Raw genomic sequence first — 14,466 nt, forward strand, 5'->3', positions numbered from 1 at the left:
GGGCGCGAGACCCGGGCGGGCGCGAGACCCGGGCGGGCGCGAGACCCGGGCGGGCGCGAGACCCGGGCGGGCGCGAGACCCGGGCGGGCGCGAGACCCGGGCGGGCGCGAGACACTGCGTGCCCCTCGGACCGGCGGGCACGGAACACCGCGAGTGCCCCGGACCCCGCAGGGCGGACACCGCGGGCCCTCGGACCGGGCGGGGAGGAACACCGCGGAACCCCCGGCCGGCGGGCGCGAGACACCGCATGGACCGTCCGGCGACCGGGGCGAGCCGGTCGCCGGACTGATCCGGCAGCCTACGCCGCCGGAGCCGCCGAAGCGGTCAACACGTCCGCGAGCACCCGCGCCGCGCGTTCCGCGTCGGCGAACCCCACGTACAGCGGGGTGAAGCCGAACCGCAGCACGTCCGGCCGCCGCAGATCCCCGACGACGCCGCGCGCGATGAGCGCGCCCATCACGGGTTCGGCGTCCTCGCACCGGAGCGCGACCTGGCTTCCGCGTTCCGCGTGGGCGGCCGGGGTGACGGAGGTGACCCGGCCCTCGGGGGCGTACGCGGCGACGCACTCCAGGAAGAAGTCCGTCAGCGCCAGGGACTTGGCCCGCACCTCGTCGATCCCGACGCCGTCCCAGACGTCGAGGGAAGCCTCCAGGGCCAGCATGGACAGGATGTCGGGGGTCCCGACCCTGCCCCGTACGGCGCCGTCCGCGGGCGCGTACCCGGGCGTCATCGCGAACGGGTCGGCATGCGACGTCCACCCCGGCAGGGGCGAGTCGAAGGCGGCCTGATGCCGCTCGGCGACGTACAGGTAGGCGGGCGAACCGGGCCCGCCGTTCAGGTACTTGTACGTGCAGCCGACCGCCAGGTCCACCCCGTGGGCGTCCAGCCCGACGCGAAGCGCGCCCGCGCTGTGGCACAGGTCCCAGACGGTGATCGCGCCCGCGGCGTGCACGGCGGCGGTGAGGCCGGGCAGGTCGTGGAGCCGGCCGGAGCGGTAGTCGACGTGGTTGAGCAGCACGGCTGCGGTACGCGGGCCGAGCGCGCCCGGGACGTCGGCGGGGGCGACCGGGACGATCCGGTGGCCGGTCATCCGGGCCGCGGACGTGGCGATGTACCCGTCGGTGGGGAACGTGGAGGCGTCGACCAGGATCTCGTCACGGCCCGCCGGCGCGAGCCTGCTCGCGGCGACGACGGCCTTGAAGACGTTCACGCTCGTCGAGTCGCCGACGACGATCTGTCCCGCGGCCGCGCCGACGATCGGGGCGATGCGGTCTCCGATCCGCTCCGGCGCCGTCCACCAGCCGCTCTCGTCCCAGGACCTGATGCGCAGCTCGCCCCACTCGCGGGTGAGGACCTCCTGGAGCCGGGCGGGCACGTGGCGGGGCAGCGCGCCCAGCGAGTTGCCGTCCAGGTAGACGGTGTCGTCGAGGGTGAAGAGCTTCCGCAGCGGTGCGAGTTCGTCCGCGGTGTCGAGCGCCTGTGCGCGCTCCTGGAGATCAGACATGGCTGCGGGCCGTCCAGAGCTCGGGGAACACGTTCTTCGTGGCGCGCTTCTCCAGCCAGGCCACCCCGGCGGAGCCGCCGGTGCCGGTCTTGGAGCCCATGGCCCGCCGGGTCGCGACGAGGTGGTCGTTGCGCCATCGCCAGACGAGCTCACCCACGTCGGTGAGCACCTCGCCGAGCCGTACCAGTTCGTCGTTCTGGTCGGGGTTGGCGTAGATCTCCGCCCAGACGGCCTCGACCTCGGGCGAAGGCTCGTACTTCTGGGTCAGGTCGCGGCCCAGCACGTCCTGCGGTATCGCGTGGCCGCGCCGGGCGAGCAGGGCGAGCGCCTCGTCGTACAGACCGGGCTCGCCGAGGGCCTTCTCCAGCTCCGCGTGTACGCGGGGCGCGCCCCGGTGCGGTACGAGCATGGACGCGGACTTGTCGCCGAGCAGGAACTCCATCCGCCGGTACATGGCCGACTGGAAACCGGAGCCCTCGCCCAGCGAGGACCGGTAGGAGTTGAACTGGGCGGGGGTGAGCTGGGCGAGCGGCGTCCAGGAGGCGTTCAGCGCCTCCAGCTCGCGCAGGGACCGCTTCAGGGCGTCCTGCGCGATGTCCAGCCGGTCCTCGCGCATCGCGTGCGCGGCGGTCTCCCACTCATGGACGATGACGGTGAACCACAGCTCCATGACCTGGGTGGTGACCAGGAAGACCATTTCGCCGGGGTCGTCCGAGCGGAGGTGCTGGAGGTGGGTCAGGACATCCGCCTGGACATAGTCCTCGTACGGAGTCGTTCCCGCGAAGTCGAGGTGCGGGGTCTGCGCACCGGTGGCTTCGGGGTCGGGGTGAATCGTCGACATTGCTGTCTCCTCGACACGAGCTTCCGGGTAGCGGTCCGCCCCCACCCTGAGGTGGTGGAGCTCCGGTCCCCTGCCCGCATCCTAAGCGGAGATCCGCAGGCCGCGACAGCGCACGGGCCCCGCGGACGGCGATCGTCCGCGGGGCCCGGCCGGGGCGTGCGCCTGCTAGCCGAGGGTCTCGGCGGCGGTCGGCGAGGAGTCCCGGAGGAACGACGAGCAGCGCTCGTACTCCTCCTGCTCACCGATCGACTGCGCGGCCCGCGCGAGGGCGTGCAGGGCGCGCAGGAAGCCGCGGTTCGGCTCGTGCTCGAACGGTACGGGGCCGTGGCCCTTCCAGCCGGCCCGGCGCAGGGCGTCCAGGCCACGGTGGTAGCCGGTGCGGGCGTAGGCGTACGACTCGATGACCCGGCCGCCCTCGTACGCCTCGTCGGCGAGCTGTGCCCAGGCCAGCGACGAGGTCGGGTACTTCGCCGCGACTTCGGCGGGCGCGGTGCCGGCGGCGAGCAGTTCGCGCGGCTCCGGGTCGTCGGGCAGATGGGTCGGGGCAGGGCCCCCGAGCAGGTTCTCGTGGATCGACATGGGTTCAAGTGTGCCTGCCTCCGGCGCCGCCCGGGGCATCCGGTGCGCACAATGCCGCGAAACGTCTAGGACCTGTCCGGAGCGGGTTCCAGCGGAGGGCTCGTGACGCCGCAGTGCATGGTGCACTCCGGCTGCGCGGTGTCCTGCACGGCCGGCGGCGTACGCACGGTCGTCCACGCGATGAGGGCGCCGAGAACCAGCAGCCCCGCGCACATGGGGATGGCACGCCGGAAGGTCGCGGCGAACTCGCCGGCGTCCCGGTAGGCCTCCGGCCCCATCCCGGCGAGCAGTGGCAGGGCGGCCACCGCGATCAGTCCGGCGGCACGGGCGGCGGCGTTGTTGATGCCGCTGGCGAGGCCGGCCCGTGCGGTCTCCACGGAGGCCAGGACGGTCGCGGTGAGGGGCGCCACGAGGGTGACGAGGCCGACGCCGAGTACCGCGACGGCGGGGAGCACGTCGGCCAGGTATCCGGTCACGGAACTGGACCCCGGCCCCACGCGCAGCATCAGCAGCATTCCGGCGGCGGCGATCAGGGGACCGGCGGTGAGCGGGATACGGGGGCCGATGCGCCGGCCCAGCTCGCCGGACGAGGCGGAGAACAGCAGCATCAGCACGGTGGTCGGCAGCAGGGCGGTGCCGGCGCCTAGCGCGGAGTAGCCCGCCACGACCTGGAGCTGGATGGCGGAGAGGAAGAAGAAGCCGCCGAGCGCCGCGTACACGCAGAGGGTGACGATGTTGACGGCGGTGAACTGCCGGGACGCGAACACCGACGGTGGCAGCATGGGGTCCGCCCGCCGCCGCTCGACCTGGACGAACGCGGCCCCGAGCAGCACGCCGCCCACGGCCGCACCGATCACGGCCGGGGAAGCACCCTGCCCCGGCGCCTCGATCAGCGCGTACGTCACCAGCGCGAGCGCGAGCGCGGCGAGAGCGGCCCCCAGGACGTCGAAGCGGCCGTGCGCGTGCGGGTCCCGGGACTCCGGTACGTGGCGCAGGGCGACGGGCACGCAGATCGCGGCGAGCGGCAGGTTGAGGAGGAACACCCACCGCCAGCCGGGCCCGTCGACGAGCCATCCGCCGACGAACGGCCCGACGGCGGCACCTACCCCGCCGAGCCCCGACCACAGCCCCACCGCGCGGGCCCGGTCGTCCGGGTGGAAGCTCGCCTGGATCAGGGCCAGCGACCCCGGGGTGAGCAGCGCGCCGCCGACACCCTGGAGGGCGCGGGCGGCGATGAGCACGTTCGCGTCGGGCGCGACTCCGCAGAGCAGCGAGGCGGCCGCGAACCACACCACGCCGACGACGAAGACCCGGCGCCGCCCGTACCGGTCACCGAGCGCTCCCCCGAGCAGGATCAGCCCGGCAAGGGTCAGCATGTAGGCGTTGACGGTCCACTGGAGCGCGGCCAGGCCGGTGCCGAGGTCCTCACCGATGCGGGGCAGGGCGACGTTGATGACCGTGGAGTCGAGCATGGCCATGCTCGACCCGAGCACGGTCGTGAGGACGACCCAGCGTCCGGTGGGGGAAGCGACGCGAATACCGCCGGGCCCTGCTGCTTGCTCCGCCATGGGCTCAGCATCGCAAAATCGGGCCCCTCCGGCGATCGAGGAGCGGAGGTCCGGGGCAGCGTTCCTGAACGGCCCCCACTCCCCGCCCCCCTATGCGGCGCCCCGCACCGCCTCCACCGCCCTGATCAGCGCCTCCACTCCTGCCTCCACCTTGCTCCGCGCACACCCCACGTTCAGCCGTACGAAGCCCTCCGCCCCGTACACGCTCCCCGGCATCACCGCGACCCGCTCCCGCTCGACCAGCACGCGCTGGAGCGCCTCGTCACTCTCGACGCCGGCCCGCCGCAGGTCGATCCAGGCCAGGTACCCGGCCTGCGGCGGCTCCCACTCCAGGCCGGGGAACGCCGCGTTCAGCCGCTCCGCGACCAGCGCCAGGTTCCCGGCGACGTACGCGCGCGCGGCGTCCAGCCACCCCGCGCCGTCCCGGTACGCGGCGATGTGCGCGGTGAGCGAGAGCACCGCCGGTGAGGCCAGGCCCTCCGCGGTCTCCATCCGGCGCAGGAACTCCGTCCGGTCCTCGGAGCGGCCGATGAGGCCGTACGAGCCGGTCAGCGCCGGGAAGTTGAAAGCCTTCGAGGCCGAGGTGACGAGTGCCCAGCGCCCGTCACCCGCCACCCGCGTCCACGGCACATGGACGCGCCCGTCGTGCACGAAGTCCGCGTGGATCTCGTCGCTGATCACCGCCACACCGTGGAGCGCGGCGAGCGCGGCCATCTCCGTGAGCTCCGCCTGTGTCCACACCCGCCCCGACGGGTTGTGCGGCGAACAGACCACGAGCACCTTGCTGTCCTCCCGCGCGAGCTCCCGCTCCAGCGCCTCCGTGTCCCCGAGACCCACGCCCCGCAGCTCGCGGCCGAGCCCGGTGACCGCCTTGCGGAAGCCGTCGTACGTCGGCGTGTGGACGACGACCCCGTCCCCCTCGGCCGTCCACATCTGGAGCAGCTGCGACAACTGGCTGAGCACGGACGGCCCGTACACCAGGCCATCGGTGTCGATCACGGTGCCGTAGCGGGTCGCGAACCAGTGGGCCACCGCCGGGCGGAAGTCGCCCAGCCGCCAGTCGGTGTAGCCGAACACGCCGTGGTCGAGCCGCGCCCGCAGGGCGCTCAGCACCTCGGGAGCCGTCTCGAAGTCCATGTCCGAGATGGTGAACGGCAGCAGCCCGTCCACCCCGAACCGTTCCGCGACCCCGTCCCACTGCACACTCCAGGTGCCACGCCGGTCGATGACGGTGTCGAAGTCGTAGGACGTGCTCACAGCTCTTCCCTCACATCGTTCGTGCCGGGTACGGACATGCCACGGGCCCGGCACCCCAAGGGGTGCCGGGCCCGGGCAGGCATCCGTACGGGTTACTTCAGCTTGGTGCCGGTGGACCGCAGGTTGGCGCAGGCCTCCGTGACGCGCTTGGCCATGCCGCCCTCGGCGGACTTGCCCCAGCTGCGCGGGTCGTAGACCTTCTTGTTGCCGACCTCTCCGTCGACCTTCAGCACGCCGTCGTAGTTACGGAACACGTGGTCCACGATCGGACGGGTGAAGGCGTACTGCGTGTCGGTGTCGAGGTTCATCTTCACGACGCCGTTCTCCAGCGCGGTGGCGATCTCCTCGGCGGTGGAGCCGGAGCCGCCGTGGAAGACGAAGTCGAACGGGGAAGCCTGGCCGTACTTGGCGGCGACGCCCTCCTGGAGGTCCTTGAGGAGCTCGGGGCGCAGCACGACGTTGCCCGGCTTGTAGACACCGTGCACGTTGCCGAAGGACGCGGCCAGCAGGTAGCGGCCCTTCTCGCCCAGACCGAGCGCCTCGGCGGTGCGGAGCGCGTCGTCGACGGTCGTGTAGAGCTCGTCGTTGATCTCGTGGGTGACGCCGTCCTCCTCGCCACCGGTCGGGGTGATCTCGACCTCGAGGATGATCTTGGCGGCGGCAGCCTTGGCCAGCAGCTCCTGGCCGATGGCCAGGTTGTCGGCCAGCGTCTCGGCCGAGCCGTCCCACATGTGAGACTGGAAGAGCGGGTTGAGACCCTTGGCGACGCGCTCCGCGGAGACGTCGATCAGCGGACGTACGTACGTGTCCAGCTTGTCCTTGGGGCAGTGGTCGGTGTGCAGCGCGACCGTGATGTCGTACTTGGCGGCGACGATGTGCGCGAACTCGGCGAGGGCAACGGCGCCCGTGACCATGTCCTTGTTGTACTGGCCGCCCAGGAACTCCGCCCCACCGGTGGAGATCTGGACGATGCCGTCGCTCTCGGCCTCCGCGAAACCGCGCAGCGCAGCGTGCAGGGTCTGCGTCGACGTCACATTGATGGCCGGGTAGGCGAACTTGCCTGCCTTCGCCCGGTCGAGCATCTCGGCGTAGACCTCGGGGGTTGCGATGGGCATCTGTCCGCTCCTTGGGATGTGCGGTGTGCGTTGCTGGTTCCCTGACCTGGGGGCGACGTCATCGTCGCCCCCATCTTCCCAGACTCTGGCCCCGGCTCCACCCGGTGTACTCGCCAGCGTTCCCACGTTCTCGCTGCAGAGATACGACAAGGGGGGTCGGTTTCACGTGAAACCGACCCCCCTTGAGGGAAACCGCAGGTCAGGGCAGGTCGAGGTCCGGGACCGAGTAGACGTGGACATACGGGAGGCCCGCCTCGGCGATGGCCGGAGCCGCGCCACGCTCCACGATCACGGCGACGGCGACGACTTCGCCGCCCGCCTCACGGACCGCCTCGACGGCGGTCAGCGGGGAACCACCGGTCGTCGAGGTGTCCTCGACGACCAGGCAGCGGCGGCCCTTGACGTCCGTGCCCTCGATCCGGCGCTGCATGCCGTGGGCCTTCTGCGCCTTGCGCACCACGAACGCGTCCAGTTCCTGCCCGCGGGCGGCGGAGGCGTGCAGCATCGATGTGGCGACCGGGTCGGCACCCAGCGTCAGCCCACCCACACAGTCGTAGTCGAGCTCCGCGGTGGCGTCGAGCATGACCTGACCGACCATGGGAGCAGCCTTGCCGTCCAGCGTGATGCGGCGCAGATCGATGTACCAGTCGGCCTCGAGGCCGGAGGAGAGCGTCACCTTGCCGTGAACCACGGCCTTGTCCTTGATCTGCTGCAACAGCTCAGCGCGTACGTCAGTCATGACTACGAGGATAAGGCGCCCACCGGCTCCGTCTGCTCATCGCCCACCCCGACGCCCACCGGCTCCGTCTGCGTCATCGCCCACCCCGACGCCCGGTGGCGCCTGCGCGCTCAGAGCCTGCGCCAGCTCCAGGTCGTCGCGATCTCCAGGGGCTCGATCGGGGTGACGTAGCGGGGCGCGGTGTTCAGCCCGTTCGGCGGGCCCGACTGCGGCTCCACACAGACCGCCTCGTCCTGCTCGTCATAGATCACGACCCATTCGGTGCGGCTCTTCACCGTGAGCTCCAGCTGCTCCGGCCAGGTGAGGGTCACATCGACGCCGTCGGGCATACCGAAGCAGTCGTCCCACGGGCCGGCCAAGGGAGGGATCCGGCGCCCGGTCGGCAGATGGTTCGCCCCCCGCTCCTCCTGCCACGCGGCGTCGAAGTCGATCCGGACGTCCTCGCCCCCGCCGAGGCTGCGCCGGAACCACGGGTGCCAGCCCGCCTGGGCCGGGAAGGAGTCCCCGTACGTCTCGACGCCGAAGGCCAACGTCAGCGAGGACTCGGTCAGTTCGAAGGTCTGCGTCACCCGCCCCGGGTACGGCCAGGGGTCGGACAGGTCGTAGTAGAACGCGGCCTCCGTGCCGCTCTCCCGCGCAGTGCGCCAGGCAGTGTCACGTCCCGTGCCGTGGATGGCGTGCGGCGGGCCCGTCAGCGGCAGCTGATGCAGCACACCGCCGTTGTGGAACTGTCCGTTCTCGGTCCGCCCGCACCACGGCACCATCGGGAAGCAGCCGTACCGCTCCCCCTGCCGCAGCAGCTCGGTGCCGCCGATCCTCAGGCTGCTGATACGACAGCCGTTGGCGGGGTTCACGGTCAACTCTGCGTCGCCGACGGACAGCCGGACGTCCTTCTCGCTGCTGCTCACACGTCGACCCTACTGGCGCGGCTACCTCCGGCGCCGCAACGCCCGGCCCACGACCACCGCGGAGGCGAGGGCGAGCGCGGCCGCGGGGGCCACCCAGCGGAGGGTCGCACCCGCCCCGCTCGCATCGGGTGACGGCACAGGGGCGTACCGGCCGCGCGGCGGAGCGTGGTCGACCTCCTCCGCGCTGCGTCCGATCATGGTGCGCCGGGCGTGCGCGGCCTCGGCCGGCGGCCCGTCCGGGACGGTGAACTCGATCCCGGCCACCGGGTCCATCGACGACGGCGGCACCGGGGTATCGAAGACGGAGGACCGGTCCGGCGGCTGTTCCCCGGCCGGTGACTCGTCCGCGGCCGCATCGTGCGAGGGCAGGGCCTCATCGGCGCGCGAGGTGTCCGCCTCCTCGGCGGCCTCCTCGATGGCCTGCTCCACCGCCTCACCGACGGCCTGCTCCTCGGGGGCGATGGCTGCGGGCTCGTCCACGGCCCCACCCGCGGCGTCGTCCGGGGTGTCCTGCGGCCCCTCATGCTCGTCGTGCCCGGAGAGGGACTCCGTCACCAGCTGCTGCGCGAACCTGTCCAGCAGACGGTGGGCCGCCGACAGCGCGGCCGCCCGGTCCAGCTCCAGCAGCCGGCCGTCGCCGCTCACCGTGCCCTCGAAGGCGATCGCCGTGCCGTCCTCGCGAGCGGTCAGGCGGACGGTCAGGGACAGCTTCGCCGAGCCGCTGCCACGCGCCTCCGTCCCCTCGCCGGCCACGGTCAGCCCGTACGCGTCCTCCCCGGCGTCCTCACCCTGCAGCGGGGTGAGCCACAGCGCGCCCCGGTAGGTGATCGTGTGGCCGCCGGCCCGGACCTTGAGCCGGCCGGCCAGCGGACCCGCGGACGCGTCGGCGTCCTGCTGGAGACCCGGCACACAGCGCGCGACCCGTGCGGGATCGCCCAGCGTCCGCCGAAGGGCCGGGACCGGAACCGGAACGAACACCTCATGCTCCATAAAAACCGAGCCTACTCAGCCCCGGCCACCGCGTCAGCGCTTCGGGCTCCCCGAAGCCCCGCCGCAGGCCCGGCACGCGCCGCTCACTGCTCCTCCCGGTACCGGGGATGCACCAGGGTCGACGGGGCCTGGCCCCGCATCCGCCCGGCCTCAGCCCGCCGCCCCGCCTCCCGCAGCGCGGGAGCCGTCAGGGACCGCAGCGGCAGCACCCCGGGGTCCAGGCCGAGGGCCGGTGCGGTGACAGGTCCGGCCAGCACGAACCCCCAGCCGTGCGCCTGTGCCGTCCGGCCCGCGGCCCGGTCGGGACCGGCCGCGAATCCGGCGTACCGGCCGCTGACCCGGTAGGGGCGGGTGTGCAGCCCCGCCGCCCGGACCGACGCCTCGACCGTCCAGTACGTGCGCGGCCGGCTCACCGCCGGCCCCCCGTGCACCACCAGCCGGCCGGCCGGTGACAGGGTCCGGGCGACCAGTCCGTAGAACTCCGCCGAATAGAGCTTGGTACTGGCCGAGATCCCCGGGTCCGGCAGGTCCGTGATCACCACGTCGTAGCGGTCACGCACCGACCGCAGCCAGCTGAACGCGTCCCCGGTCACGGCCGTCGTCCGCGGGTCCCGGTACGCGTGTGCGTTCAGCTCGGACAGCGCGCGGTCGGTACGGGCCAACCGGGTGACGGCGGGATCCAGCTCCACCACCGTCACGCTCCGCACGTCCGGATAGCGCAGCACCTCGCGGGCCGCCAGGCCGTCACCGCCGCCCAGGATCAGCACCCTGGCGTGCGGCCCGTTCATCGCGGGGTGCACCAGCGCCTCGTGATAGCGGTACTCGTCGCGGAAGCTGACCCGTAGCCGCCCGTCCAGGAAGAGGTCGAGGGAGCGCCGGTCCGAGCCGGTCAGCACGACCTCCTGGACCTCGGTCTGCACGGCGACGCGCACCTGGTCCCCGTAGACCGCGCGCCGCGCCGCCCGTTCGAAGTCGTCCGCCAGCACCGCCGCCAGGGCGAGCACGGCGATCACCGTCACGTTCGCGGCGATCAGCACCCACCGGGACCGGGCCGTGAGATCCCGCCGGAACACCCACAGGACCAGCGCCCCGCCCGCCGCCGCGTTGACCGCCCCGGTGAACAGCGCACCCGTCAGCTGCCCGAGCATCGGCAGCAGCAGGAACGGGAACGCCAGCCCGCCGACCAGCGCGCCCACGTAGTCGGCGGCGAAGAGATCGGCGACCGCCCCGCCCGCGTCCTGCCGGTCCACCCGCTGGATGAGCGTCATCAGCAGCGGGATCTCCGCACCGATGAGAATCCCGATCGCCAGCGAGAACCCGACCAGCGCGTACCGCGACTCCCCGATCCAGGCGAACGACGCGTAGAGCACCAGTGCGGAGAAGCCGCCGACCAGGGCGAGCGCCGCCTCGATCAGCCCGAAGCCCACCGCGGCACTGCCGCGCAAACGTTTCGCGAGCAGCGAGCCGATGCCCATGGCGAACACCATCACGGACAGCACGACGGACGCCTGGGTGACGGAGTCACCGATCAGATAGGAGGCGAGCGCGACGAGTTCGAGCTCGTACACCAGCCCACAGGCGGCACAGATGAAGACGGTGGCCAGCACGAGGAACCTGCCGGTCCTCGGGCGCACGGGAAGCCGCGCCGCACCCCCACGCAGCGGCAGCTGCTGGTCGATCATGCCGCGAACGCTACGTCACTGAAACCTCGCCGCTTGTCACCCACAAGGGTGTAATCGGCGCACTCCCAACGGAGTTGGTGCCGGTCACAGCGCCGCCACCGCCGGCATCCGCACACCCACCCGGGTCCGCGTCACCACCAGCCGGCCCTCCTGCGGGTACGCGTGCCAGGTGCGCCACCGCACCTGGCCCTCGGTCCGCTGGGCGAGCATGGCGGTGAAGGCGTGCGGGCTCCCCGGGAACGTCCCGGCCAGTCCGTGGGGGTGGTCGGCGACGAGGGCCAGCAGCTCCTGCGCACGCCCCGCGAAGGAGCCGGCGCCGAGGGTCTCGACCCGCGCGGCGAACTCGTACTCCCAGTCCCCCAGCCGCTTGGAGACGCCCAGGGGAAGGGGGGTGCTGCTGCCGGGCATGCAGGCGACGGTTTCGGAACAGCTGCCCTGCTCCTCCTCCAGAAGCACCTGGTGGGAAGCGCCGAGCAGGCGCAGCTGCAGTTGCGCACCGGCGAGCTGGAGGTCGAGGACGGCCAGCGCGGGGAGCGGTTCGCGCCCCAGCGCCCAGGCCAGATCGGCGGCACGGGTATCGGAATAGGCCGTATGAAGGGTCGTGAGCATGGGTCGGCTCCGCAAAACACACATGGACACGTGGACAGGGGGCGCCCCGACGTGGTGCACGTGGGAGGTGGGAAGCGCCCGATCAGGTCCAACTGGGGTCCGAGGGCTGAATGTTCTCTCAACCGAGGGAATCACGAACTACGCCGCACTCGCAGCGTTTTTACCCAACTTGACGTGGTTTCCATCCCCTCGGGGGCCTGCCGGTTCAGGTGTTCACCGACGACGCGCCGCACGGCCCAACAAAAAGGCGCCCGGCGGGACTTAGAGGGCTTCCCCTCGTCCCGCCGGGCGCCGGGCCGGCCGTCCTGCCCGGCCGCGGACCAGCTGCCCCGTGTCAGCTGCCTCCGCCGCATCCGCCCCCGCCGCCACCGCACGACGAACCGCCGCCGCACGAAGAACTCCCGCCGCACGAGTGGCCACCCGAGTGGCCACCCGAGTGGCCTCCGGAGTGACCACCCGAGTCACTGCCCCCGTCCCCGGCCCACCAGCTGCCGCCGCTCGCGCCGCCACCGGCAGCTCCGCTGCCTGCCGCCCCGCGCCGCCCACCCCGGCCCAGCGGGCTCCCGCTGCTTCCCGCGCTCGCCATCATCACGACGAGGAGCACGACCCCCACGACCACCATCACCCCGATGAACACACCCATCACGGACCTCACGCCCTTCCGTCCCCCGAAGCGATGTCCCCCGCTCCGTACCGATTCCCGCGTGTCAGGGGGATGCCCCCGCCCTCGTACGGCCAAAGCAGACTTGAGGAACTCCAGAGCTTCCGCACAGGATGGCGGTCATGACACAGGGACGACCGCTGCTCAACCGCCGCCTCGCCGAGTTCGGTACGACGATCTTCGCGGAGATGTCCGCGCTGGCCGTCCGCACCGGCGCCATCAACCTCGGCCAGGGCTTCCCCGACACCGACGGCCCCGAGGAGGTCCGCGAGGCCGCGGTGCGTGCGCTGCGCGCCGGGCACGGAAACCAATACCCGCCCGGGCCCGGCGTCCCCGAGCTGCGCACCGCGATCACCGCCCACCAGCAGCGGCGCTACGGCCTCCGGTACGACCCCGACACCGAGGTCCTCGTCACCGCGGGCGCCACCGAGGCCATCGCGGCCTCGCTCCTGGCACTCCTGGAGCCGGGGGACGAGGTCGTCGCGCTGGAGCCGTACTACGACTCGTACGCCGCCTGCATCGCCATGGCGGGCGCCACCCGCGTCCCCGTGACCCTGCGCCCCGAACCGTCCACCGGCACCTACCGGCTGGACCTCGACGAACTGCGCGCCGCCGTCACCCCGCGCACCCGGCTGCTGCTGCTCAACACCCCGCACAACCCCACCGGCACCGTCCTGAGCCGCGAGGAACTCGGCGCGATCGCCGAGCTGGCGTGCGAACGCGATCTCCTCGTGGTCACCGACGAGGTCTACGAGCACCTGGTCTTCGAGGGCGAGCACCTGCCGCTCGCCGGCTTCCCGGGAATGCGCGAACGGACGGTCACCATCAGCTCGGCGGGCAAGACGTACTCGTTCACCGGCTGGAAGATCGGCTGGATCACCGCGAGCCCCGAGCTGGTGGCGGCGGTGCGCTCGGCCAAGCAGTACCTGACGTACGTCTCCGGCGGGCCGCTCCAGTACGCGGTCGCCGAGGCCCTGCAGCTGCCGGACAGCTTCTTCGAGGGTCTGCGCGCCGATCTGCGGGCCAAGCGGGACCTGCTCTGCGACGGGCTCGCCGAGGCCGGGTTCGCGGTCTACCGCCCGGCCGGCACGTACTTCGTCACCACCGACATCCGCCCGCTGGGCCACGGCGGCGACGGCATCGCGTTCTGCCGGGCGCTGCCGGAGCGTTCGGGGGTCGTGGCCGTCCCCAACGCCGTCTTCTACGACCACCGGGAGCAGGGGGCGCCCTTCGTGCGCTTCACCTTCTGCAAGCGCACGGAGGTGCTGGAGGAGGCCGTCTCACGGCTCAGGGCCATGTGACACAGCACAGCGCGGGGGCGGTCCGTCGGGACCGTTCCCCGCGCCGTGCCGGCGTCGCGCGTGGCTCAGGCGTCCGGAGCGGCCTGCTCCGTGCCTTCCGCCTTCTCCTCGGCGGGCGCCAGACCGAGGCGCTCCAGGAGCCACTTGTCGAACTCGATGGAGGCGCGCACCCAGCTGACCGTCGAGGAGACGAAGTGCTCCAGGGAGACGCCGGTGCCGATGAGCATCTGCGCCTCACCGATGAGCCGGACCGAGGTGCCGGTGTCCTCGGAGCCCTCCTCGGGCTCGTGGGTGTGCGTGTAGACCTTGGGCCACAGGGTGCGGCGGTTCCAGTCGTCGATCGCGTCGAGGAGGACCGGGCGCTGGTCCGTGTCGTGCGGGCGGTCGTAGAACGTACGGACCGAGAAGACCTGCTGCTCGCCCTCGCCACGGAACATGAAGTAGGTGCGGAAGTCTTCCCACGGCGCCGCGAGGTCGCCCTCGTCGTCGACGACGTACTTCAGCTCCATCTGCTCCAGGAGCTGCTTGACGAGGTCCTGGTCAGGGACGACGGGGCCCTCCGGTCCTGCCGCCTGCGGTTCGGGCTGGCCCCCGAAGTTAGGAATCGAGGACGGATCGATGCTCACCGTAATTTCCCTTCGTGCGGTTGGCTGCCATCCTCTCCCATCCCGGGCGGGGCATGGCAAGCCCGCACGGCCCCGATCCGCCACAA

General features: G+C 72.3%; 13 protein-coding genes. 1 reads left to right on the forward strand and 12 read right to left on the reverse strand.

The window, feature by feature from the left end:
* Positions 1 to 298: 298 nt before the first annotated feature.
* The 11 genes from kynU to ABZ434_RS14210 all read right to left on the reverse strand — a co-directional run bounded on the left by kynU (position 299) and on the right by ABZ434_RS14210 (position 11,792).
* Positions 299 to 1,504, reverse strand: coding sequence for a kynureninase (gene kynU, locus ABZ434_RS14160; protein WP_359135319.1), 1,206 nt, complete (start codon positions 1,502 to 1,504; stop codon positions 299 to 301).
* Positions 1,497 to 2,345, reverse strand: coding sequence for a tryptophan 2,3-dioxygenase family protein (locus ABZ434_RS14165; protein WP_359135321.1), 849 nt, complete (start codon positions 2,343 to 2,345; stop codon positions 1,497 to 1,499). Before ABZ434_RS14165 ends, kynU begins: the two co-directional genes overlap by 8 nt.
* 165 nt (positions 2,346 to 2,510) lie before the next feature.
* The gene (locus ABZ434_RS14170) at positions 2,511 to 2,924 is read right to left on the reverse strand and encodes a DUF3151 domain-containing protein (RefSeq protein ID WP_359135323.1); all 414 of its coding nucleotides are present in this window, start codon (positions 2,922 to 2,924) and stop codon (positions 2,511 to 2,513) included.
* Positions 2,925 to 2,989: 65 nt separating this feature from the next.
* Positions 2,990 to 4,492, reverse strand: coding sequence for an MFS transporter (locus tag ABZ434_RS14175; protein WP_359135325.1), 1,503 nt, complete (start codon positions 4,490 to 4,492; stop codon positions 2,990 to 2,992).
* 90 nt (positions 4,493 to 4,582) lie between these two features.
* Positions 4,583 to 5,749, reverse strand: coding sequence for a MalY/PatB family protein (locus ABZ434_RS14180; protein WP_359135327.1), 1,167 nt, complete (start codon positions 5,747 to 5,749; stop codon positions 4,583 to 4,585).
* Positions 5,750 to 5,841: 92 nt separating this feature from the next.
* Positions 5,842 to 6,864: a class II fructose-bisphosphate aldolase gene (gene fbaA, locus ABZ434_RS14185; protein ID WP_359135329.1), complete on the reverse strand. Its 1,023-nt coding sequence runs from the start codon at positions 6,862 to 6,864 to the stop codon at positions 5,842 to 5,844.
* Positions 6,865 to 7,063: 199 nt separating this feature from the next.
* Positions 7,064 to 7,603: an orotate phosphoribosyltransferase gene (pyrE, locus tag ABZ434_RS14190; RefSeq protein WP_359135331.1), complete on the reverse strand. Its 540-nt coding sequence runs from the start codon at positions 7,601 to 7,603 to the stop codon at positions 7,064 to 7,066.
* Positions 7,604 to 7,713: 110 nt separating this feature from the next.
* Complete coding sequence (locus ABZ434_RS14195) at positions 7,714 to 8,511, reverse strand: aldose 1-epimerase (protein WP_359135333.1); 798 nt, start codon at positions 8,509 to 8,511, stop codon at positions 7,714 to 7,716.
* Positions 8,512 to 8,532: 21 nt separating this feature from the next.
* Positions 8,533 to 9,501: an SRPBCC domain-containing protein gene (locus ABZ434_RS14200; RefSeq protein ID WP_359135335.1), complete on the reverse strand. Its 969-nt coding sequence runs from the start codon at positions 9,499 to 9,501 to the stop codon at positions 8,533 to 8,535.
* Positions 9,502 to 9,584: 83 nt separating this feature from the next.
* On the reverse strand, positions 9,585 to 11,183 hold the full coding sequence (locus tag ABZ434_RS14205; RefSeq protein WP_359135337.1) for a polyamine aminopropyltransferase: 1,599 nt from the start codon (positions 11,181 to 11,183) through the stop codon (positions 9,585 to 9,587).
* A gap of 84 nt (positions 11,184 to 11,267) precedes the next feature.
* A complete protein-coding gene (locus ABZ434_RS14210; RefSeq protein WP_359135339.1) occupies positions 11,268 to 11,792 on the reverse strand; it encodes a DUF2617 family protein in 525 nt (174 codons plus the stop codon).
* 783 nt (positions 11,793 to 12,575) lie between these two features.
* Between ABZ434_RS14210 and ABZ434_RS14215 the strand changes: the two genes are divergently transcribed.
* Positions 12,576 to 13,754 carry a pyridoxal phosphate-dependent aminotransferase gene (locus tag ABZ434_RS14215; RefSeq protein ID WP_359135341.1) on the forward strand — a complete coding sequence of 393 codons (1,179 nt, stop codon included), beginning with the start codon at positions 12,576 to 12,578 and terminating at the stop codon, positions 13,752 to 13,754.
* Positions 13,755 to 13,819: 65 nt separating this feature from the next.
* On the opposite strand, the gene ABZ434_RS14220 is transcribed toward ABZ434_RS14215, so the two are convergent.
* The gene (locus ABZ434_RS14220) at positions 13,820 to 14,380 is read right to left on the reverse strand and encodes a YbjN domain-containing protein (protein ID WP_359135343.1); all 561 of its coding nucleotides are present in this window, start codon (positions 14,378 to 14,380) and stop codon (positions 13,820 to 13,822) included.
* Positions 14,381 to 14,466 lie beyond the last annotated feature (86 nt).

This window comes from Streptomyces sp. NPDC005761 (assembly GCF_040630635.1).
In the GTDB taxonomy this organism is placed as follows: Bacteria; Actinomycetota; Actinomycetes; order Streptomycetales; family Streptomycetaceae; genus Streptomyces.